The organism is Rhodoferax sp. U11-2br (assembly GCF_018619435.1).
Classification (GTDB): domain Bacteria; phylum Pseudomonadota; class Gammaproteobacteria; order Burkholderiales; family Burkholderiaceae_C; genus Rhodoferax.
On the sequence record NZ_JAHFZF010000032.1, the window covers coordinates 30798 to 53088 of the forward strand.

19 protein-coding genes are annotated in these 22291 nt (G+C 61.7%); 9 read left to right on the forward strand and 10 right to left on the reverse strand.

Annotated features, from left to right (window positions below):
* The first annotated feature begins 126 nt into the window (after window positions 1-126).
* The 3 genes from KKO72_RS17370 to glgC all read left to right on the forward strand — a co-directional run bounded on the left by KKO72_RS17370 (window position 127) and on the right by glgC (window position 4726).
* On the forward strand, window positions 127-2094 hold the full coding sequence (locus KKO72_RS17370; RefSeq protein ID WP_214941838.1) for an AsmA family protein: 1968 nt from the start codon (window positions 127-129) through the stop codon (window positions 2092-2094).
* Between the two features lie 106 nt (window positions 2095-2200).
* Window positions 2201-3187: an SLAC1 anion channel family protein gene (locus KKO72_RS17375; protein WP_214941843.1), complete on the forward strand. Its 987-nt coding sequence runs from the start codon at window positions 2201-2203 to the stop codon at window positions 3185-3187.
* Window positions 3188-3415: 228 nt separating this feature from the next.
* Window positions 3416-4726, forward strand: a complete 1311-nt coding sequence (gene glgC / locus KKO72_RS17380; RefSeq protein ID WP_214941846.1) for a glucose-1-phosphate adenylyltransferase — start codon at window positions 3416-3418, stop codon at window positions 4724-4726.
* Between the two features lie 99 nt (window positions 4727-4825).
* Here the strand turns inward: glgC and gap are convergent, their stop codons facing one another.
* Window positions 4826-5824: a type I glyceraldehyde-3-phosphate dehydrogenase gene (gene gap, locus KKO72_RS17385; RefSeq protein WP_214941849.1), complete on the reverse strand. Its 999-nt coding sequence runs from the start codon at window positions 5822-5824 to the stop codon at window positions 4826-4828.
* A 201-nt stretch (window positions 5825-6025) separates the two neighbouring features.
* Between gap and KKO72_RS17390 the strand changes: the two genes are divergently transcribed.
* Entirely contained in the window at window positions 6026-7147 is a 1122-nt protein-coding gene (locus tag KKO72_RS17390) for an NADH:flavin oxidoreductase/NADH oxidase (protein ID WP_214941852.1), read from the forward strand.
* A 6-nt stretch (window positions 7148-7153) separates the two neighbouring features.
* On the opposite strand, the gene KKO72_RS17395 is transcribed toward KKO72_RS17390, so the two are convergent.
* The gene (locus KKO72_RS17395; protein WP_214941854.1) at window positions 7154-9115 is read right to left on the reverse strand and encodes a PhoX family phosphatase; all 1962 of its coding nucleotides are present in this window, start codon (window positions 9113-9115) and stop codon (window positions 7154-7156) included.
* A 209-nt stretch (window positions 9116-9324) separates the two neighbouring features.
* Here KKO72_RS17395 and KKO72_RS17400 point away from each other — a divergent pair, with 209 nt between their 5' ends.
* A complete protein-coding gene (locus KKO72_RS17400; protein ID WP_214941857.1) occupies window positions 9325-10065 on the forward strand; it encodes a 1-acyl-sn-glycerol-3-phosphate acyltransferase in 741 nt (246 codons plus the stop codon).
* Between the two features lie 43 nt (window positions 10066-10108).
* Here KKO72_RS17400 and KKO72_RS17405 read toward each other — a convergent pair whose 3' ends face one another.
* Both KKO72_RS17405 and KKO72_RS21310 read right to left on the reverse strand, forming a co-directional pair.
* Window positions 10109-10954 (reverse strand): GNAT family N-acetyltransferase, encoded by an 846-nt coding sequence (locus tag KKO72_RS17405; RefSeq protein WP_214941860.1) that lies wholly within the window; start codon window positions 10952-10954, stop codon window positions 10109-10111.
* A 359-nt stretch (window positions 10955-11313) separates the two neighbouring features.
* Window positions 11314-12906 carry a methyl-accepting chemotaxis protein gene (locus tag KKO72_RS21310; protein WP_214941863.1) on the reverse strand — a complete coding sequence of 531 codons (1593 nt, stop codon included), beginning with the start codon at window positions 12904-12906 and terminating at the stop codon, window positions 11314-11316.
* Between the two features lie 353 nt (window positions 12907-13259).
* Here KKO72_RS21310 and ppx point away from each other — a divergent pair, with 353 nt between their 5' ends.
* A complete protein-coding gene (gene ppx / locus KKO72_RS17415) occupies window positions 13260-14753 on the forward strand; it encodes an exopolyphosphatase (protein ID WP_214941866.1) in 1494 nt (497 codons plus the stop codon).
* A gap of 13 nt (window positions 14754-14766) precedes the next feature.
* Here the strand turns inward: ppx and KKO72_RS17420 are convergent, their stop codons facing one another.
* The 4 genes from KKO72_RS17420 to KKO72_RS17435 form a co-directional block, all read right to left on the reverse strand.
* Entirely contained in the window at window positions 14767-15243 is a 477-nt protein-coding gene (locus KKO72_RS17420; RefSeq protein ID WP_214941869.1) for a histidine phosphatase family protein, read from the reverse strand.
* 20 nt (window positions 15244-15263) lie between these two features.
* Window positions 15264-17432, reverse strand: coding sequence for a polyphosphate kinase 1 (gene ppk1 / locus KKO72_RS17425; RefSeq protein WP_214941872.1), 2169 nt, complete (start codon window positions 17430-17432; stop codon window positions 15264-15266).
* A gap of 86 nt (window positions 17433-17518) precedes the next feature.
* Window positions 17519-18019: a GNAT family N-acetyltransferase gene (locus KKO72_RS17430; protein WP_214941875.1), complete on the reverse strand. Its 501-nt coding sequence runs from the start codon at window positions 18017-18019 to the stop codon at window positions 17519-17521.
* Window positions 18020-18189: 170 nt separating this feature from the next.
* Window positions 18190-18933, reverse strand: a complete 744-nt coding sequence (locus KKO72_RS17435) for a siderophore-interacting protein (protein ID WP_214941878.1) — start codon at window positions 18931-18933, stop codon at window positions 18190-18192.
* A gap of 34 nt (window positions 18934-18967) precedes the next feature.
* Here KKO72_RS17435 and KKO72_RS17440 point away from each other — a divergent pair, with 34 nt between their 5' ends.
* Window positions 18968-19441 carry a MarR family winged helix-turn-helix transcriptional regulator gene (locus tag KKO72_RS17440; protein ID WP_214941881.1) on the forward strand — a complete coding sequence of 158 codons (474 nt, stop codon included), beginning with the start codon at window positions 18968-18970 and terminating at the stop codon, window positions 19439-19441.
* A gap of 142 nt (window positions 19442-19583) precedes the next feature.
* On the opposite strand, the gene greB is transcribed toward KKO72_RS17440, so the two are convergent.
* Complete coding sequence (gene greB, locus KKO72_RS17445; protein WP_214941884.1) at window positions 19584-20138, reverse strand: transcription elongation factor GreB; 555 nt, start codon at window positions 20136-20138, stop codon at window positions 19584-19586.
* On the opposite strand from greB, the gene KKO72_RS17450 reads away from it, so the two are divergent.
* On the forward strand, window positions 20122-20676 hold the full coding sequence (locus tag KKO72_RS17450; protein WP_214941887.1) for a CIA30 family protein: 555 nt from the start codon (window positions 20122-20124) through the stop codon (window positions 20674-20676). The two genes, greB and KKO72_RS17450, sit on opposite strands and share 17 nt — an antisense overlap.
* A gap of 16 nt (window positions 20677-20692) precedes the next feature.
* Here KKO72_RS17450 and KKO72_RS17455 read toward each other — a convergent pair whose 3' ends face one another.
* The gene (locus tag KKO72_RS17455) at window positions 20693-21703 is read right to left on the reverse strand and encodes an SPFH domain-containing protein (RefSeq protein ID WP_214941899.1); all 1011 of its coding nucleotides are present in this window, start codon (window positions 21701-21703) and stop codon (window positions 20693-20695) included.
* 220 nt (window positions 21704-21923) lie between these two features.
* On the opposite strand from KKO72_RS17455, the gene KKO72_RS17460 reads away from it, so the two are divergent.
* Window positions 21924-22223, forward strand: a complete 300-nt coding sequence (locus KKO72_RS17460; protein ID WP_214941901.1) for an EF-hand domain-containing protein — start codon at window positions 21924-21926, stop codon at window positions 22221-22223.
* Window positions 22224-22291 lie beyond the last annotated feature (68 nt).

Genomic DNA, 22291 nt, shown 5'->3' on the forward strand with positions numbered 1-22291 from the left:
CAAGTGTTGCGCCCAGCACCACGCGTTTCTGGGTGCGCTGACGCACAGTCCCATCAGCCGCTGACGCAGACAATCGCGCGAGACCCAGGGTGCCCTTGCACCCGTCCCTGTGAAAGTCACACGTTTATGGTTTTTCCTTCCTTGTTGGTGTTGCGGCGTTATGTGTTGTGGGCGCTGGCGGCCCTGTTGACTGCTGTGTTGCTGCTGGTGCTGGTCATCGCCTTGTTCGGCTGGAACTGGTTGCGCGCGCCCATGGAGCGTCTGGCCTTGCAACACACTGGGCGTGAGCTGGTGTTGAGCGGTGATCTGACGGTGGACTTTGGCTGGCCGGTGGCGCGTTTACATGCGACCGGTGTGCGTTTTGCCAACCCGGCCTGGGCCAAGGAAAAACAGATGGTTACGGCAGACGGTGTGGCGGTCGGTCTCGATCTGAGCAGCTTGCTCAAGCGCAACATCGCTTTCACTGAAGTGCGCCTGGAACAGGCCAGCATTTTTCTGGAACAGTCCAACAAGCGCAAAAGCTGGTTGCTGGACATCAACCAGCAGGACGAAAACGACCGCATCCACATCGGGCGGGTGGCGCTGGATCATGGCACGTTGGGGTATGACGATCTGGACCAGAAAACCAGCATCCGCGCTCAGCTGGCCACCGCCTCGGGTGAAACCAGCCGGGCCACGGCGCTGGACCTGAGTTTCTCGGCCACCGGCCAGTTCAAGGGGTTGCCGCTGAAGGCGCAGGGCAGCGGTGGCCCGGTGCTGGCGCTGCGCGACACCAGCCAGCCCTACCCGCTCAAGCTGACAGCCAGCCTCGGACCGACCCAGGTGCAGGTGGACGGCACCGTGACCGGCTTGCTGGCTTTCTCGGCCGTGGACATGCAGATGGCGTTGTCGGGGGGTAGCCTGGAGCAGCTTTACCCCTTGCTGGGCATCACGTTTCCGGACACCCGCCCGTATGCGGTGGCAGGCCATCTGTTGCATGTGGATCAGCGCTGGCGCTTTGAGAAGTTCAGCGGTCGTTTTGGCACCAGCGACATCGCCGGGTTTGTTGAGGTCACGACTGGCGGCCAACGGCCGGTCTTGAACGCCGTGCTCAACTCGCGCCTGCTGGCGCTGGCGGATCTTGGCCCGGTGATTGGCGCGCGGAGCGGCAGTCTGGCCCAGGCCGTGAAAGACCCGCAGGCACAAAAGCGGGTGTTGCCCGAGCTGCCCTTTAAAACCGAGCGTTGGGACTCGGTGGATGCCGATGTGCAGCTCAGCGCCAAAACCTTGCGCCGCGCCGAGGCGCTGCCGCTGGAAGACCTGTCGGTTCACTTGAAACTGCAGGACTCGGTGCTGACGCTGGACCCGCTCAACTTTGGACTGGCCGGTGGGCAGTTGCAGACCCGCATCACGCTGGACGGGCGCAGCACACCGATCCAGGCCAGCGCCCAGGTTCGGGCACGCAAGCTGTTGTTGTCCAAGCTGTTCCCCACGGTGGACCTGAACCAGGCCAGCATTGGCCAGATCAATGGCGAGTTCAAGCTGACTGGCACGGGTAACTCGGTGGGCGACATGTTGGCCAGTGCCAACGGCCAAGTGGGCCTGGTGGTGGCTGGCGGCCAGGTCAGCCGTTTGATGATGGAAAAAGTGGGGCTGCACCTGTGGGAGATCCTGGCGCTGAACCTGACCGGCGACAAGCTGATCAAGCTGCGCTGCGCGGTGGCAGACTTCCAGGTGAAGTCCGGGGTCATGCAGACCGAGGCACTGGTGGTGGACACCCAGGTCACCACCCTATTGGGCAGCGGCAGCATCGACCTGGCCCGTGAGCAGCTGGACCTGACGCTCACCCCCAAGACCAAAACCACCAGCCCGGTGGCCTTGCGCAGCCCGATCTACATTCGCGGCAGTTTTGTCCAACCCCAGGTCAGTGTCGACAAAGGCCAGGTGGCCGCGCGCGCTGCCGGTGCGGTGGCATTGGGCCTGGTCAACCCGTTGCTGGCCTTGTTGCCGCTGATCGACGCGGGCCCCGGCCAGGACAGTGACTGTGGCCAGTTGGTGCGCGATGCGCGGGCCTTGCCGCGCCCAGTGCGCAGCCCTGGCCAGGTGAGCAAGTAGCGCCCAAACCCACCGGCCACCCACACTGCGTGACTCTTGTCACCGTGTGAATGCGAGTGCTGCCCGTATCATGGTTTCCAGCTGTATGAACTGGAGATCTGTTGTTATGAGTACCCCTGTTGCCACACCCGCTGTGGCCTCCTATGGCCGTCTTGAACACCTGCCGGTGTCGATGTTTTCCATCGTCATGGGCCTGGCGGGCACCACCGTCGCGCTGGAGAAAGCCGAACACCTGTGGCACTGGCCGGTGGCGCCCAGTCTGGGGCTGCTGGTGTTGACGGCGCTGGTGTTTGTGCTCATCAGCTTGGCCTATCTGGGCAAATGGGTGTTGCATCGCCCGCAGGTGCTGGTCGAGTTCAACCACCCCATCCGGCTGAGCTTCTTTCCGGCGATGTCGATTGGTATGTTGTTGCTGGCGATTGCGGCCTTGGGCCACGCACCGGCTGTTTCGCTGGTCTTGTGGGCCGTGGGGGCCACGGTGCAACTGCTGTTCACCCTGGTCATCCTGTCGGCCTGGATGCACCACGAGAAGTTCCAGGTGCAGCACAGCAACCCAGCCTGGTTCATCCCGATTGTGGGCAACATCCTGGTGCCCATCGCGGGTGTGCCGCTGGGGTATCAGGAAATCTCGTGGTTTTATTTTAGTGTCGGGCTGATGATGTGGACCCCGCTGCTGGCGGTGTTGTTCAACCGTTTTTTCTTTCACCCGATGCTGCCTGCCAAGCTGCTGCCCACGCTGTTCATCCTGATTGCGCCGCCCGCCGTGGGTTTCATCTCCTGGGTCAAGTTGCACCACGGTGTGGTCGATGATGTGGCGCGCATCCTGTATTACTTTGCCCTGTTCATCACCTTGCTGCTGCTGTCGCAGGTCAAACACTTCTGGCGCCTGTCGTTTGCCCTGCCGTGGTGGGCCTATTCGTTCCCGATGGCGGCGATGACGATTGCCACCTCGGTGATGCTGGACACCGTGGGTGGCGGTTTTTTTGCCTTGCTGTTCCCGCTCTTGCTGACGGTGTTGCTGCTGCTGGTGGCCCTGATCAGCTGGCGCACGCTGCTGGCCTTGAAGCGTGGCCAAATCTGCGTGCCGGAGTAAAACCCTGGGTCCATGACCCGGTGGGTGCCCAGAGGAATGTTATTTTTATAGCGTCCTCCCCTTTTTAAACAAGGGCTGGAGGCCATTTTTGTATAAATAGGCCGCTGCCAGCGCATGCTGAAATCCTGTGCCGATGTGCACCATTCGTGCTTCTAAATCAATAGAATGAGCAACTGCAAGCGGTGTTGACCAGCAGCAAGGCTTAGCACAACGAATGAAGGCGCCAACATGAGTGACTTTGATGCATCCAGCATAGACAGACGCAGCGGGCGCGATCCCCGACTCGTCAGCCAACTCACCCGCAACACCTTTGCCATGGTGCTCGCGGGTGGCCGCGGTAGCCGATTGCGTGAGCTGACCGACTGGCGCTCCAAGCCGGCCGTGCCCTTTGGTGGCAAGTTCCGTATCATTGACTTCACCCTGTCCAACTGCGTCAACTCGGGCGTGCGTCGTGTGGGTGTGGCCACCCAGTACAAGTCACAGAGCCTGATCCGGCATCTGCAGCTGGGCTGGAGTTTTCTGGATGGCCGTCTGGGCGAGTTCATCGAGATCATGCCCGCGCAGCAGCAGGTGGACGAATCACACTGGTACCAGGGCACGGCGGATGCGGTGTTCCAGAACCTGCGCGAAATCCGCCACGCCAACCCCAAATACGTGCTGATCCTCTCGGGCGACCACATTTACCGCATGGACTACGGCCGACTGCTGCTGGGCCATGTGGAGCGCCAAGCCGACATGACGGTGGCGTGTATCGAGGTGCCGATCCAGGAGGCCAGTGGTTTTGGGGTGATGTCGGTCAACGACGAAGGCCGGGTGGTCGAGTTCCAGGAAAAGCCGGCCCAGCCCCAGCACATGCCGGGCAAGCCCGATGTGGCGCTGGCCAGCATGGGGGTCTACGTGTTCAATGCCCGCTTCCTGTTCGAGCAGCTCAGCCGCGACGCTGACGACCCCAAATCGAGCCACGATTTTGGCAAGGACATCATTCCGCATTGCGTCAAACGCTACCGCACCTTTGCCCAGAGTTTTGCCGACAGCTGTGTCCAGGAACCCGGCAAACCGGCCTACTGGCGTGATGTGGGCACGCTGGACGCTTATTGGTCCGCCAACATGGACCTGGTGCAGGTGACACCCGAGCTGAACCTGTACGACGACAGTTGGCCGATCTGGACTTGGCAGGAGCAGCGTCCACCGGCCAAGTTTGTGTTTGACGACGAAACCCGCCGTGGCAGCGCCATCGACTCGACAGTGTCAGGCGGCTGCATCATCAGCGGGGCCACGGTGCGGCGCTCGATGTTGTTCTCAGGTGTGCATGTGCACAGTTACACCCTGGTGGAAGACTCGGTGGTCTTGCCCAATGTGCAGATTGGCCGCAACTGCGTCATCAAGAAATGTATTCTGGACCGTGAATGCCATTTGCCCGATGGCACCCAGATTGGGGTGGACCCGGAGGCCGATCGCAAACGCTTCCACGTCACCGACTCGGGCATCACGCTGGTCACGCCCAGCATGCTGGGGCAGAACAAGGACTTCATCCGCTGAAACGGCGTTGCTCTTGGTGCGGCCGGTCAGACCGGAACAGATGTAAAAAAAGGCCCGGCTGCTGCGCAGCACGGGCCTTTTTGTTGGGTTAGGCCAGAATTACTTGGCGACCACGCGCACCATTTCCAGGCACTTGTTGGAATAACCCCATTCGTTGTCGTACCAGGCAACCAGTTTCACGAAGGTGCCGTCCAGAGCGATGGAGGCGTCTGCGTCAAACACGCTGGTGCGGGTTTCACCACGGAAGTCGGTGGCCACCACTTTTTCTTCTGTGTAGCCCAGCACGCCCTTCATGGCGCCTTCGCTTTGTGCCTTGATTTCGGCACAAATTTCGGCCATGGTGGCGCTGGTGTTGAGTTCACACGTCAGGTCAACCACCGACACGTCGCTGGTCGGCACGCGGAACGACATGCCGGTGAGCTTCTTGTTGAGGGCCGGAATCACCACGCCCACAGCCTTGGCAGCGCCGGTGCTGGAGGGGATGATGTTTTCCAGAATGCCACGGCCACCGCGCCAGTCTTTGTTGGACGGGCCGTCCACGGTTTTTTGCGTGGCGGTAGCAGCGTGCACGGTGGTCATCAGGCCACGTTTGATGCCGAACTTGTCGTTGATCACCTTGGCCAGAGGGGCCAGGCAGTTGGTGGTGCAAGAGGCGTTGGAGATGATGGTTTGACCAGCATAGGTCTTGTCATTCACACCAAACACAAACATCGGGGTGTCATCTTTGGAAGGTGCCGAGAAGATGACCTTCTTGGCGCCAGCTGCCAGATGCTTTTCGCCGCCGGCCTTGTCCAGGAAAATGCCGGTGGATTCGATCACGATGTCGGCGCCGACTTCGTTCCACTTCAGGTTGACCGGGTCACGTTCTTGCGTCAGGCGGATCTTCTTGCCATTGACGGTGAGGGTGTTGCCGTCGACAGACACGTCGCCCTTGAAGCGGCCGTGCACCGAGTCGTACTTCAGCATGTAGGCCAGGTAGCTGGGCTCCAGCAGGTCGTTGATGGCCACGACTTCGATATCGTCGAAGCTCTGCAGGGCTGAGCGCAACACATTGCGTCCGATGCGGCCAAAGCCGTTGATACCAATCTTGATCGTCATAGATTTTCTCCGGGAGTTAATAAAACCAACCTGTGGCTTAGGCGGCACGCAGGGCCGTCGCTGTCATGTTCCAAGCGGGTCAGGCATCATTTTACGGGCGCTTGACCCGGCTCAGGTACAAACCGGTAACACGTGCCGCTGATGTTTGGCTGACAGGCGTCTGGGCTATGCTTGTTTACACACTACCACCCTGTCAGCACTATGAGCCTGCTTTTTTCTCCCCTGCACCTGCCCTCGCCGCTTGGCGGCATCACCCTGCCCAACCGTCTGGTGGTGGCACCGATGTGCCAGTACCAGGCCATGGACGGCTGCGCCACCGACTGGCACCTGATGCACTGGGGTAACTTGCTCAACAGTGGTGCGGCGATGTTCACCATCGAAGCCACTGCGGTGCTGCCAGAAGGCCGCATCACCCCCCAATGCCTGGGCCTGTGGGACGACAGCACCGAGGCCGCGCTGGGTGAGCATCTGCAGCGCGCTCGCGCCCTGGCGCCGGCCACCGCCGTCTGTATCCAGCTTGCCCACGCCGGGCGCAAGGCCTCCAGCGCAGTGCCCTGGCAGGGCGGGCAGTTGTTGTCACCCGATCAAGGTGGCTGGCAGACGGTGGCGCCCTCGCCGGTGCCACATTTGCCCACCGAAACACCGCCTGCCGCGCTCAGCCTGGCAGGGTTGGCACAGGTCCGAGAGGCCTTTGTGGCCGCTGCGCTACGGGCGCGGCGCATCGGGGTGGATGCCATCGAGTTACATGCGGCGCACGGTTATTTGTTGCACCAGTTTCTGTCACCCTTGGCCAACCAGCGCAGCGATGCTTATGGTGGCTCGTTCGAGAACCGCGTTCGCTTTCCGCTGGAAGTGTTTGCCGCCGTGCGCGCGGCTTATGACGGTGTGCTGGGCCTGCGCCTGTCGGCCACCGACTGGGTCGAGGGTGGCTGGGACCTATCGCAAAGTGAAGCCTTTTGCCAGCTGCTCAAGGCAGCGGGTTGTGACTTCATCCACGTGTCTTCGGGTGGTGTGTCACCGCAGCAAAAAATCGCCCTGGGCGCGGGTTACCAGCTGCCCTTTGCCCGCGCCATCCATGCCAGCAGTGGTCTGGCAACGGTGGCTGTGGGGCTGATCACCGAGCCCGACCAGGCCGAGGCGGTGTTGCAGGCCGGTGACGCGGATCTGGTGGCGTTGGCACGCGCTTTTTTGTACGAGCCACGCTGGGGCTGGCATGCCGCCGCCCGCTTGGGGAGCACGGTGGCCGCCAACCCCAGTTACTGGCGCTGCCTGCCGCGCGAGGCCCAGGCCGCCTTTGGCCAGGTGGCCATTGGCGGGCGCTGAGCCGGTTTAACCCAGCTTGACGCTGGTGGCGTCACCCGTCAGGTAACCCACGGCGGCGCCAAAACGGTTTTTGTAGTTGGCACGCACCAGCGGATCGAGTGTGGCCTGCACCTTGCCGTGCAACTTGGGTTGCCAGTCACCCGGATGCTGGAAGTTGCTGGTGATGTACATCCAGCCATTGAGGTCGTCCACCACCCCCAGGCCGGTGGCTTCGGCGCCTGCGGGCATCGACATCAGGCGGTTGAGTTGTTGGGTGTCGACGTTGTAGGCCCAGACAAAGTTGTTCACATGGGTGCCGCTGTCTTCACCGATGAACAGGGTGCGCAGTTTTTCCGAGAACTTCAGGTTATCGGGGTTGGACACCTTGTCGGGGTTGGCCAGGTTGCCCAGGGCGTCAGGGCTGATGTCTTCACCCATCAGCAGCGCACGGGTAGCCGCTGGCACCCAGTCGCTCTTGATGGCGGCACCGCTCTGGTCGGTCTGGCCACCTGTCAAGGTATGGGCAAAGATGCCGCCAGCCACCAGCGCCTTGTCCAGCGCGATGCCACCGTCTGCGTACCAGCCCTTGCCATTCTTGACCATCGAGTCCTGGATGTTCTGCAGCGCCGAGTAGGCCACCTTGTCTTTGATGTTGACGGTGGTGCCTTCCATCTTGGTGAATGACAGGCTGGCACCGACCAGGGCGGCGTAGCGATGGGTTTCCAGGAAGGCGGCAGCTTTCTCCATGCCGGGTTTGACCTTGACCCAGTTGGCCGCGCCGTTGTGGAAGATTTTGGTGAAGCTGGCGTCTTTCGGGTCGGCCTTGAGCACGGTCATGATGTCAGACGGCTTGAGGGTGTTGGCCAGCTTCTCGATCTCGGCACTGGTAGCGTGGCCGAGCTTGATCCAGGACAGCTTGACCGGCGCATCGGCCGGGTTGATCGAGAAGCCAGAACCCAGCTTGGCCACATACAGCGTGCCCGCCGACAGTTGTTTTTCCTTGTCGGCCACAAACAGGAACAGGCCGCCGTTGGTGGCATCGTCACCCATCAGCACGGTGCGGTTGTCCGGCATGACCTGCACCAGCTCATGTGAAATGCGGCCCAGGCAGAAATGTTTGACCAGGGTGCCGGTGCCGTCCGGGTTGACCGTGACTTCAGGCAGGTGGCCGTAGTGGTAGGGGTTGGCCACATTTTCATCCCCAAACACGTTTTTGCTGAACGCCTTGAACTGCTTGTTGTCGGCAATGAACGGTGCGTCGGGTTCGTACTCTTCACTCGACAGATGGGTGTTCCAGGGCGACAGGCTGGCGCCGCAGGTGATCCACATACCTTGTGCCTCGGAGGTGTCGACGTTGTGGTACTTCACCAGGCTCAGGGCGCCGGTGCTCTGGTCCTGGTCGAGTGTCAGCACCGCAATCGGTGAGGGGAGTGTGCCGTAAGCGTCCACACCACTTTGGTCGGCGTTGGTGTATTCAAACTGCACCACCGCAAACACCGCCTTGCCCTTGATGCCAGGCACCTTGGGTGCATCGAGCTTCAGCAGCGAGGTGCCGTCCGGGCAGTCCGAGAAAAATTGGCGCTCCTTGCCCGGCACCGAACGGTCGATGATCGGGCGGTTCAGGATGTCGACATAACCACCGGCCAGCACCGTGCCGCCTTTGCCGTCGGGCACTTGGTCACCGGTGATGAAAAACGGCTTGTACGCCAGCTTGTAGTTACGGCTGCTGCCGTCTTGCAGCTTCACCTGCAGGCTCGACCCCACCAGGGTGGTGGCCATGGCGGCCGGGTTGGCCAGGCCGGGTGCGGGCATCGAGGTGAAGCTGGCCGAAGCAAACGGACTGGTGCTCAATGCGGCGCCAGCGCTGCCTGCTGAGGTGGCACAGCCCGACAGCAGTGAGCCAGCTGACAAGACGCCAAGCGGCAACATCGGGACGGTGGCGAGAAATTTGAGAGCCTGACGGCGTGAGGTTTCGGGTAAATGGGACATGGTTTTCTTTCCGGTGTTGGGTAGAGTCCGTCTGACGGTTCAAGAGGCGCAGGTAACTGCGTGGTCGTTGACGCAGATCAATCTTAGGAAGCCTATGTGACATTTTTATGAACATGCCGCGACACCTGTCTGCGACACAACACCATCAAAACGTCATCAAACCGACATGGGTTTGACGCAAACTTCCCTGTTTACCGCTGATGAACGCCATGAAAACTGCTCTTGCCGCCTTGAAGTTAACCCGCCTGGGCCTGCACATCGCACGGGGTCTGTGGACGGTGGCTTGGGCTTTTCCGCGGCACACAGCCACTCAGAAAGAAGAAGGAATCAAGGCTTGGGCCCTTGTATTGCTTGGGCTGTTGGCTATTGAATTGGAAGTAAAAGGTCAAGCCCCCGTGCATGGCCCGGTGCTGCTGGCGGCCAACCACATCTCCTGGCTCGACATGGTGGTGCTGATGGCGAGCTGCCCGAACCGTTTTGTCGCCAAGGCCGAGGTGCGCCACTGGCCGCTGGTGGGCCGACTGGCTGACGCCGCGGGTACCTTGTTTGTGACACGCGAATCGCCGCGCGACGCGGTGCGGGTGGTGCACCAGATGGCCGAAGGCCTGAAAAACAACGAAGTACTGACCATCTTCCCTGAAGGCACCACCAGCAACGGGGTGCAGCTGCTGCCGTTTCACGCCAACTTGTTCCAGGCCGCGATCTCGGCCGACGCACCGGTGCAGCCAGTGGCTTTGCAGTTCTCGGACGTCGCCAGTGGCCAGACCAGTCTGGCGCCGTGTTACATCGGGGACGACTCGCTGCTGCAGTCGATCTGGCGCACCCTCAGCGCGCCGCCTTTGGCTGCGGTGATTTGTTTTGGGGAGCCGCAACGGCCACTTGGTCGGGACCGCCGGACCTTGGCACGTGACACCCAGGCGGCGGTGGCCGCTTTACGCACCACCGCTTGAGCGCTGCCGTCTCGGTGGGCAGCGTCCCAGGTGATGACGCGGCTCAGTTGCCCAGAAAGTGTTTGCGGTAACGCGTTGGCAGGTCGTGGATGCGCATCAACATCGGCAGGTCAGCGGTGTTGAAGTCCGGGTCCCAGGCCGGCGCACCGAGCACTTTGGCGCCCAGGCGCAAGTAACCTTTGATCAGCGCCGGGGGTTCCACCTGCAGGCTGGCATCGAGCTGCTCCACCGGCAGGGGAAGGCGCGGGCGCACATGGAATTCGATCGGCGCCATGTGGGTGGACTGCAACTGGCGCCAGATGCTGGCCGCCACATCACCGCTGACCACACCGTTGTGCAGCATCGGGATGCTGGCGCAACCGACCATGGTGTCGAGCTGGTTGCGCACCATGAATTCGGCCAGCGCACCCCACAGCGCCATGATCACACCACCGTGGCGGTGCTCCGGGTGCACACAGCTGCGGCCCAGCTCGACCATGCGTTCGCGCAAGGAGCGCAGGCGCACCAAGTCAAATTCGGTATCGCTATAGGTGCTGCCAATGCGCTTGGCCTGCGCCGGTGTCAACACGCGGTAGGTGCCCACCACCTGCTGGGTGGCCTCGTCACGCACCAGCAGGTGCTCACAGTAGGCGTCAAAAATGTCCACGTCATGGCCGGGCACCGTGGTGCTCAGGCGCGCCCCCATTTCATCGGCAAATACCTGGTACCTCAGACGCTGGGCTTGGCGCACCTCGTCGGCATGGCGCGCCCACGATACCTGCAAACCACCGCGCTCAGTTTTAACCAGATGGGGCGACGGTTCAGGCTGGCGTAGGTCAGGTCGATGAAGTGACCCCCTGGGCAACGAGACCGGGGAAAAAGCAAATGTGGGGTTAGGTAGTTCTCTCATGGTCATGCTCCTTGGTTTGCCATGGATGTTGCGAGACCGTGATGACGCTTTGATGGAGGATCGATGACATTTGCGTGACGTATGCACAGGCGGCATCCGTTGTGCAAAGGCAGCGTCGACACAGGCAGGAACACCTTGTCTCGCTGCCCGAGCGGGTCATCCTGCTGGTGGGTTGGGTGTTCAACGCGCTGCTGCCGCAGCCACTCATAGCCAAATCAGGCTTGAGCCCTTATAGGAAAAGGGCTTAATGCTATTTTTATCGGAGAAGCCATGGGCGCCAAGGCTGATGGCGTGATGCGCACGCGGGTGTGCTGGTCACGCCCGCGTGTGCATGCTGGCGCGGGTGACCTGCCTGCTGTTTAGGCCAAGGCGGGGCGCGACGAGCCGCTGAGTGCGTAGTGGCCAGCCTCCCCCAACTTGAAGGTGCCAACCACCTGCACCAGGTTCTTGGCTTGCGACTTGAGGCTGCTGGCCGCCGCTGCCATTTGCTCCACCAAGGCCGCGTTCTGCTGGGTGGCCTGGTCCATGTGGGTGACCGCCTCGCCGACCTGGGCCACACCCAAAGATTGTTCGGTGCTGGCGGCACTGATCTCACCCATGATGTCGGTTACACGCCGGATGCTGTTGACCACCTCGGTCATGGTTTCACCAGCTTGGTCCACCAGGATGCTGCCTTGCCCGACCCGTTCCACACTGGCGTTGATCAGTTGCTTGATTTCTTTGGCAGCGTCGGCGCTGCGCCCGGCCAGGGAGCGCACCTCGGAGGCCACCACGGCAAAGCCGCGGCCTTGTTCACCGGCACGGGCCGCCTCTACCGCGGCGTTGAGCGCCAGGATGTTGGTTTGGAAGGCGATACCGTCAATGACGCTGATGATGTCGGCAATCTTGAGCGACGACTCGTTGATGCCTTTCATGGTCTGCACCACCTGGCCGACCACCACACCACCTTGTTGCGCTACCGAGGAGGCATTCATGGCCAACTGGTTGGCGGTGCGCGCCGATTCGGCATTCTGTTTGACGGTGGCGCCCAGCTCTTCCATGCTGGCCGAGGTTTCTTCCAGCGCGCTGGCCTGTTGCTCGGTGCGGGCTGACAGGTCGTGGTTGGCGTCGGCAATTTCGGAGCTGGCCGTGGCCACCCCTTCGGAGCCGCTGCGCACATCGCTCACTACTTGGACCAGGCTGCTCTGCATGACCGTCAGGGCTTGCAACAGGTCACCCACCTCGTCGCGACTGGCGTGCAAGATGCGTGCGGTGAGGTCACCGCTGGCGGTTGTCTGAGCAAACACCACCGCTTCACCAATGGGGCGGGTGACCGAACGGGTGATCACCACCGCCAAAATCGCGGCCAGCAGCAGGGCCGCCAAAGTGGCAGCGGCAATGATGATGGTGGTGGTGGTATTGGCCTGGGTAGCGACTTGGATGTCTTCCTTGGACATGGCCACCTGGAGTTCCATCAATTTGTCCAGCGGACCAAAAAACTTGGGTGCCAGTGGGCTGATTTTTGTCTTGTAAATGGCCAGTGCTTCCTCGGTCTTGCCATCCTGCAGCGCCTGTTTGGCCGGCGTCAGCCCCTCATTGCGGAAAGCCGCCAGAGCAGGCTCCACCTCGGCCACCAGGGCCTTTTCTTCGGGGGCCAGGTGGGTGGCCAGAAAGTCTTTCCAATCCTTGTCGATGGTGGCGCCATTTTTTGCCATCTCTGCCACGCGTTTGGTGATGTTGGCGGGGTCCGGGTTGAGCAACATGTCCATCACCAGGGTGCGATCCCGAATGGCAAGGTATTGCACCGTGCTCATTTTGTTCATGGGCACCACGCTGTCGGCGTACATATCGACCGTGCCAGCGAACATCTTTTCGATGCCAGCCCAGCCGGTGTAGGCAATGCCCAGGAGCAGTAGCACCAGGGTCAGGAAGGCGCCCGACAGGCGAGCACCGATTTTGAAATTGTTGAGCATGATGGTTTCTCTCTGAAAAAGATGGCCACTGGGAGTCAGCGGCAGCGGGTGTCTTTGTTGCGGGAAGAGTCGGCTGCACGGGCGCTGACCACGACGGTTAACAAATCAATCTGCGAGCAATTTTATCACTTATTAACAATTTTAATCATATTTGTATATTTTCAGTATGGCACACACGGCCGCGCACGTGTTGATTGATTTGCCGCATCTGCCAACAACCGTGGCCAACAGGTCTTGCCCAGCGCTGTGGGCAAGTGCTGCTCGGCAAGTCTCACAGTCCGTGTACCTCGAGTCACACCTGCCTGACACGGCTTTGACATATAGCTGTCACGCCACAAACGTAAACTCCTGGTATGAACAACGGCACATTCCTGGCAGCCATCGACCTCGGCTCCAACAGTTTTCGGCTCGAAGTCGGGCGTTTTGACCATGGCCAGATCCAGCGCGTGGATTACCTCAAGGAAACCGTGCGCCTGGGCAACGGGTTTGACGAGGACCGCAACCTGTCGCTCGAAGCCATGACACGCGGCTGGGACTGCTTGGCACGTTTTGCCGAACGGCTGGCGGGTTTTGAGCCGGGCCAGGTGCGTGCGGTGGCCACCCAGACCCTGCGCGAGGCCAGAAACCGCGATGTTTTCTTAAAACGCGGCCAGCAGGTGCTGGGTTTCCCAATTGAAGTGATTGCCGGCACCGAAGAGGCGCGGCTGATTTACCAGGGTGTGGCCCACCTGCTGCCGCAAAGCGCCGAGCGGCGGCTGGTGATCGACATTGGCGGGCGTTCCACCGAACTGGTGCTGGGCTGCGGCACCGAGGCCCAGCACACTGCCTCTTACCGGGTGGGCAGCGTGACCTGGTCGATGAAGTATTTCCCCAATGGGGAGTTCACCGAGCAGGCGCTTTACCGCGCCGAGATCGCGGCCCAGGCGGTGCTCGATGAAGCGCTGAGCAACTACCCGCGCCAGCAGTGGGACGCCGCTTATGGCGCCTCGGGCACGGTCGGCGCGGTGGCCGACATCCTGGCACTGGCGGGTTGGCCCGAAGGCCAGATCACCACCGAAGGTCTGCACTGGCTGGTCAAATGCCTGCTGCGTGCCGGCAGTGCCAACCTGGTGCAACTGGCTGGTCTCAAAGATGACCGCCGTGCGGTGCTGGGCGGTGGCGTGAGTGTGCTGCGTGGTTTGATGGACCTGCTCAAGATCGACACCTTGCAGGTGGCCCAGGGGGCTTTGCGCCACGGTGTGTTGCTCGAGATGATTGAGCGCCAGGGCCAGACCAGCGATGCCCGTGATGTCTCGGTACAGCGCTTGGCGCACAAGTTTGCGGTGGATGCCAAACAGGCCGCCCGGGTGGCTGCAGTGGCCGAGCGCCTGCTGGCGCAACTGGTGACGCCAGATGCACCCGAGGCCACCAGCCTGCAGCGCAAGCTGCGCTGGGCCAGTACCTTGCATGAGGTGGGCATGGCCATCTCCAACAGCGATTACCACAAACACGGCGCCTACATCCTGGAAAACGCCGACACCGTGGGTTTCAGCCTGCCCGAGTTGCACCGACTGGGCCTCTTGGTGCTGGGCCACCGGGGCAAACTCAAGAAGCTCGATGCCGAGTTGGAGGAGCCCGGTTTTGTGATGCAGCTGCTGGCGCTGCGCTTGGCGGTGATCCTGTGCCACGCCCGCCAAGACCCGCAGGACCAGGGCCTGACACTGGCCTACAACGCCAAACGCCAGCGTTTCACCCTGACAGTCGACGAAGCCTGGACCATCGACTTTCCGCAGTCAGCCCACCTGCTGCGCCAGGAAAACCTGGCCTGGCAGAAAATGTTGTGGAGTTTTGAGCTGGTGGTGCAATAAGCACCTACAGCGATCAGATCAGGTCGGGGCTGATCACGGTGAGCAAGGACACCTGCACCACCTCGTTGTGGTGGCGGCTGCGCAGCCACCAGACCGCCCCTTTGCGCATGTCACAGGCCGACTCGGCCACACCCAGCAGGCGCGCGGCGATTTGCCCGAACATCGGCTGGTGACCCACCAGCAGCACCGCGCCCTTGTGCGACGGGCCGTTCTCGGTGGTCCATTTGATAAAAGCCAGGGCGTCATCGGCGCTGGCTTCGGGCGCCAACTCGTCACGGAACTTGAACTTGCGTCCCAGCGCGCGGGCGGTCTGCTCGGCACGCCGGGCCGGGCTCACCAGCACCCGGGTGCTGTCAGGCAACTGGCGGTCCAGCCATTTGGCCACACGTGCCGCCTGGCCTTCCCCCTTGCTGGTGAGTGGGCGCGACAAGTCGTCGCAGCCAGGCTCGGCATCGTGGGCCTGGGCATGCCGCCAGAGTACCAAATCCATAGCAATACTCCCTTATTCCATCAGGGCTTGGACGAATAAATGGCCATCAACCTGCCTTGTGCACCGAGGGCCGCCTTGGGCTTGCCCGCCACACGGCCCCGTCCGGTCTGGAGCTGGGTGTACTGGCCGTCAGCGCCCATCGTCCAGGCGTCCACCGCGTCGGCCAGGTACAGCGTCAGGCATTCGTGGATGATGCGCTGGCGCAGGGCCGCGTCTTCCACCGGCCAGGCCAGTTCCACCCGGCGCAGCATGTTGCGGTTCATCCAGTCGGCACTCGACAGGTAGAGCGACTCGTTGTTGCCGCTCTGGAAATAAAACACCCGTGAGTGCTCCAGAAAGCGGCCAATGATCGAGCGCACCCGGATGTTGTGGGAGAAACCGGCGCGCTGCGCGGGCAGCATACAGGCGCCACGCACAATCAGATCCACCTCGACCCCGGCCTGACCGGCACGCACCAGCGCCTCCATCAGTTTTTCATCGGTCAGGCTGTTCATCTTGAGGATGATGCGACCGGCCACACCGCTGGCGGCGGCCTTGGCGACCTTGTCAACGCGTTCGATCAGGCTGCGTTGTAAATGGAAGGGCGCCAGGATCAGTTTGTTGAGCTTGGGGATGCGGCTCTGGTTGGCCAGCAGACCAAACACGGTTTCCATGTCGGCGGTCAGGCTGGCGTTGGCCGTCAGATAACTCAGGTCGGTATAGAGCCGGGCGGTTTTGGGGTTGTAGTTGCCGGTGGACAGGTGGGCATACCGGCGGATGTCACGACCCTCGCGGCGCGACACCAGCAGCATCTTGGCATGGGTTTTCAGGCCCACGATGCCGTACACCACCTGAGCGCCAATGTATTCGAGCTTCTCGGCCCAGTTGATGTTGGCCTCTTCGTCAAAACGCGCTTTGAGTTCCACCACCACCGTGACTTCCTTGCCACGCTGCACCGCCTGGCGCAGCAGCTCCATCAGCACCGAGTCCGAGCCGGTGCGGTAAATGGTCTGTTTGATCGCCAACACGTCGGGGTCCATCACCGCCTCGCGCAGAAAGGCCAGCACACCGTCAAAACTCTCATAGGGCTGGTGAATCAGCACGTCACCCTTTTGCAACTGCTCGAAAATCGGGGTGTTGGGTGCCAGCTGGTGCGGGAAACTGGCCTCATAACGTGGCCACAACCACTTGGGCTGGTCCACCAGGTCAATCAGCTGGTTCAGACGCACCAGATTGACCGGCCCATGCACCCGGTACAAGGCCGAGGCTGGCAGTTCAAATTGGCGCAGCAACAGGTCCGACAAAGACTCGGCACAGCCGGCTGCCACCTCCAAACGCACCGCCTGGCCGTAGTTGCGGTGCACCAGGCCCTGGCGCAGCGCAGTGCGCAGGTTTTTCACATCTTCTTCGTCGACCGACAGGTCGGAATGGCGGGTCACGCGGAACTGCGAAAAGTCGCCCACGGTGCGCCCCGGAAACAGGTCTTCCAGGTGGCTGCGTATGACGCTGGAAATCGACACAAACAGGGTGCGTTTGCCCGAGAGTTTCTCGGGCATGCGGATAAAACGCGGCAGACTGCGCGGCACCTTGACGATGGCGATCTCGTTTTCGCGCCCGAACGCGTCACGGCCCGACAGGCGCACGATGAAATTGAGCGATTTGTTGGCCACCTGCGGAAACGGGTGCGACGGGTCCAGCCCGACCGGCAGCAGCAGCGGGCGCACCTCACGCTCGAACAGTGACTTGACCCAGCGCCGTTGCGCCAGTGTGCGTTCGCTGTGGGAGACGATGCGCACCCCCTCTTTGGCAAAGGCCGGGATCAGCACATCGTTGTAGAGCGCGTATTGCTGCTCCACCAGCATGTGGGCCACACCACTCAAGGACTCCTGGGCCTTGGCGTCAATCGCACTGAGGTCGGCCTTGGGCTTGGCCAGGCTGGTGTAGAGCGCGGCGCGGACCTCAAAAAATTCATCGAGGTTGGAGGACACGATGGTCAGGTAACGCAGCCGCTCCAGCAGCGGCACGTCAGTCTTTTTGGCCCACTGCAACACCCGCGCGTTGAAGGCCAGCAGGCTCAGATCGCGGTCCAGCCAGCTGGTGTCCACCGGCACCGGCGTTGGGATGGTTTTGGTTTTGACCCGGGTCTTAGCAGGGACAGGCAAAACGGCGGGGACAGGCGTGGCGTCTGGTGTGGGTGCGGTGTCGATCATGCGGGCCTAAATCGGTTATTTGGCAAGTGTGACGGTTTGACATGTCATTTTGATGACATCTGTGTGTCGCTGGCAAGCGACTTGGATCAAGCGCGGGCGGCAAATCCTTCGTGAAAAACCACCGTGCCCTGGGGGACGGGTTCGACAAAAGGCAACACCAGGAAATATGCCTGGGGGATGCCTTCATACACCAGCTGGGGCTGGTTCCTGAAACCAAAACGCTGGTAGTAGTTGGGGTCACCCACCAGGGCGCAGCCGCGGGCGCCGAGGGCTTTTAACGTACACAAACCTTCGTGGACCAGTGATTTGCCAATACCCTGGCGCTGGTACTCGGGCCAGACCGAGATCGGCCCCAGGCTGTACCAGTGGGGGCTGCCGTCTGACAGCGTGATCGGTGAAAACGCCACATGACCCAGCACCCGCCCCCCAAATTCGGCAACCAGCGACACCGCCAGCACCCGTGCTTGGCGCAGGGCCTGGATCACAAACTGTTCGGTGTGCTGGCTGATGGCCAGCGTCTGAAAGGCCGCGATGGTGACTTCTTCGATGGCAGCGATGTCCGCCGCTGTCTCCTTGCGTATGATCATTGTGGGCTCCCTTTTTTGGGAAGTCAGCTTAGCCCAAGCCCTGTCTGGACGCAATGTTCCTACAGGGTGATTTGCCCTGCTGAGGGTTTTGGACAACGGACCGGCCCGGTTCTGGGTTGTTGGCAAACCACGGACACGTGTTTGCCGTGTTGCGGCCTTTCCTGCACACCTCAGCCGTGGGTACTTTCCTTTTGGTAGTTTGCCGTGCCTTGCTTCCAGTACGCCGAGACGCGGGTGGACGCCAGCGGTAGCTGTTGGTGCGTCAGCAGCACATCGCGCACCTGCGCCATGACACTGGCCTCGCCCGCACCCCAGGCAAAGCCATCGCCGCCGGGCAAGATCAGCTCGCGCACCGCCCGAAGCAGGTCGTCGTGGCTGTGCACCCATTGCACATCCAGACTGGCTGCAGACGCAAACTGCCGCTGGTCTGCGCTGTTGTTGACATGGGCGATGACCCGTGCGTGTGACCCCGCTGGCAGCTCCTCCAGGCGGCGATGCATGGCGGGCAGGGCCGAGGCGTCACCCACCAGCAGATGCCAGTCGTAGTCCAGCGGGATGATCATTGAGCCGCGCGGGCCGCCGATGACGGCGGTGTCGCCCAGCTTGGCGTCACGTGCCCACTGGCTGGCCGGACCGTGGTCGTGCAGCGCGAACTCCAGGGTCAGCTCACGGCGCTGCAGGTCAAAGTGGCGCGGTGTGAAATCGCGCCGCTGCAAGCTGCCGCTGCTGTCAGTCACCATGAACTTCACGTGGTCGTCAAAGGACAACGAGACAAAGTTGGCCAGCGACTCACCACCGAAGGTGATGGCCACAAAGCCCGGGCTCAGGCGCTCGATGCGGGTGACGGTGACGTCACGCAGATGCAGCTCGTGGCGGACGCGTTCGATACGGCGGGTGGGGGAGATGGTTTGCATGGTTAGATCGATTTGGTTGATAATGTCATCTATTATGAGTAAACAAGTTGATACTGTCAACCAATCGGCTTCGCCAGCCGAAGACGATGTGCTGGAGGTCTTGCACGGACTGATGCACCAGTTGCGCGCGCGCCATCTGGGCAGCAGCGGCGAGGCCGACCCAGGCATCGGGCCGATGGAACGCAAGGCGCTGAGGTTTTTTGCCCACCATCCGGGTGCCACACAGAGTGAACTGGTGCAGCATTCCGGGCGTGACAAGGGGCAATTGGCGCGTTTGATTGCTGGCTTAAAAACACGCGGCTTGCTGGAAGCTCTGCCCGACGAGAAAGATCGTCGCGTGATCCGCCTCTACCCCACCGAGCAGGCGCATGCCCTGTACAAACAGGTTCAGCAGCAACGCAAGGCACTCTCAGCCAAAGCGCTGGCTGGCCTGAGCCAGGAACAGCAGCAGCAGTTGGTGGCCTTGCTCAAGCTCATGGGGCGCAACTTGCAGGCGCTGGACGATTAAGACCTGGCCATACAGGGGGGTGGCGCCGAGGTACATGGCGCCGCAGTCAATATCTATTTTGTAGCTGTAAGCCCTTGTTATATAAGGGCTATAGGCCAATTTGGCATTGATCTGCTGCAGCGGATCGTGGCCAGGCGAGACCTCACGGCGCCGGGTAACTCACCTTGAGCACTTCCACCTCACTGACCCGCCCGGGCATGACCAGCTTGAGCACATCACCCTCATACGCTTTGAGCAGGGTGCGCGCAATGGGTGACACCCAGCTCACCTCACCAGCGGCGCTGTTGGCCTCGTCGATGCCGACAATCTTCACGCTGCGCTCGACGCCTTCGTCATCCACATAGATGACAGTCGCGCCAAAAAAGATCTGGGTGTGGCCGTGGTGCACGGCCGGGTCGGCCACCACCGCGATCTCCAGGCGTTTGATCAGGAAACGGATGCGCCGGTCGATCTCGCGCAGGCGTTTTTTGCCGTACAGGTAGTCGCCGTTTTCGGAGCGGTCACCATTTTTGGCCGCCCAGTGCACGGCTTCCACAATCTTCGGGCGCTCCACCTCGACCAGTTCCCTGAGTTCGGCGCGCAGGGTGGCAAAACCCTGTGGCGTGATGTAGTTCTTGCCGCCCGGTGGCAACGGCGGCAACTGCAGTTCGTCGTCGTTGTTGCTGTCATCGGACTCTTTGGTGAAAGCCTTGCTCATGGGTGTTGTGGTGTGGGTCGTCATGCGCTCACAATGGCGCATCATGGTCAATGTTCTGAGGTTCGATACTGTAGCGGCCTGCGCCCCCTGGCAGCCGATCGATGACCGGGTGATGGGTGGCTTGTCCAGCAGCCGCCTGCGTTTTGATGAGGCCGGCTGGGCGGTGTTCGAGGGGGTGGTGTCGCTGCAGAATCAGGGTGGTTTCGCCTCGGTGCGGGCCAGCACGCGGGCCTTGGCGCGGCAGGGTGTGGCGGGTTATGGCCTGACGGTGCGGGGTGACGGCCGGTCCTACAAGTTCAGCGTGCGCACCGAGACCAGCTTTGACGGCATGAGTTACCAGGCCAGCTTTCAACCAGCGGTTGACAGCTGGAGCGAGATCACGGTGCTGGTGGCGAGCATGCGGCCCACCTTGCGTGGGCAGCTGGTGCCGCGTGCGCCCCGGCTGCAGCCCGAGCGGGTGTGTCAGCTTGGCTGGATGGTGGCCGACGGTAAAGCCGGGCCGTTTGCACTGGCCATCCGGCAGGTGACGGTGTTTTAGGCGCCTGGGCAACAGCTCACACCAGTTTTTTCAACAACTCAGCCTTCTTCGCCGCAAACTCGTCAGCCGTCAGAACGCCCCGGGCGCACAGGTCGGCGAGTTTGTCCAAGGTGGCCATCAGCGCGTCTGCGTTCACGTCAGCGCCCGGCTTGGGTTGGCTGGCCGCGAGGTTTTGCGCCAGCACCTGGCCCAGCGCCATACCCGCGCCCAGACCCATGCCTTCGGCGGCCAGACTGGTGCCAACAGCCCCACTGTTGGCCAACTGCGTCATGGCCTGTGCCGTCTGATACTGCAAAAACTGCCCCATGTCATGGCCCACCATGCCCATGCCGATTTTCTGGTCCAGCACCTTTTGCAGGTCCTCAGGCAAGGACAGGTTTTGCAGCGTGAGGCTCTCCAGCTGCAGGCCCAGCTTGGCAAACTCTGGCGCCAGTTGCTGGGTCAGCGCTTGCGAAAACAGGCCCTGGTTGGCTGCCAGATCCAGAAAAGCAATGCCGCTGCTGGCCACCGCCGTGCTGATGTTCTGTAACACCAGGCCACGCAACTGCCCCTCGATGTCTTGCGTGCTGTAGTGTTCCCGGGTGCCGGACACTTGGGTGTGAAACAGTTTGGCGTCGGCCACGCGGTAGCTGTAGTTGCCAAAGGCGCGCAGGCGCACCGCACCAAAGTCGGCGTCACGGATGGTGATGGCCTGGGGAGTACCCCACTTCTGGTCGAGCTGCTGGCGGCTGCTGAAAAAGTAGACATCACTCTTGAACGGCGAGGCCAACAGCTTGTCCCAGTGCTGCAGATTGGTCAGCAGCGGCAGCGTCTGGGTGCTGAGTGTGTGGCTGCCAGGGCCAAACACATCGGCCACCTGGCCTTCGTTGACAAACAGCGCCAACTGGGAGTCACGCACCACCAGCACCGCACCGTTCTGGATCTCCTGGTCTGCCATCGGGTAACGCCAGGCCAGGGTGCCGTCTTCCGCTTCCGTCCAGGCGATGACGTCCAGAAACTGTTTCTTGATGAAGTCCATCAGTGCCATGGGCTGCTCCTTGGGTTCGAGGTTGTTCATGATACCCAGTGCTGGTTTGCACGCTGGCCGCACCTGGCAAACCACGGCGTGCCCCCAGAACGCCAAAAGGTAAGCAAATCCGTCTGAGGTAAGCAGGCGCTAGGCGGGGTAACAGCAGGCAAAAAGCCTTGTTGCTGAAGCTGGTGGGCGCTCCAATGGGGTGTCTATCCACTTGAATCGGAGCTCTTGTATGACAGCCAAATCCCATCCCCTGCGTTCTGCCACGGTAGCGCTGGCCCTCCTTAGCACCACCGCTGCGTTGTGGGCGCAACCCATGGACGTTGCCACACCGGCCACAGCCAGCCCGTCAGCGGCTGCCAAGGGTTTACTGGCAGCGTTTGACAAGGCCGACACCAACCAGGACGGCCAGTTGACCCCGGCCGAGGCCAAGGTCATTCCGGGTCTGCTGGCCAATTTTGAGGCGGTGGACAGCAATCAGGACGGGCGAGTGTCCAGGCAGGAACTGGCCCAGGTCACCCAGCCCGAGTGAGTTGGCGCCATTGTGTTGACCCTGGGCGCGTGGGGGCCGGCCCTTGGGCTATGCTTGAGGACCAAAGC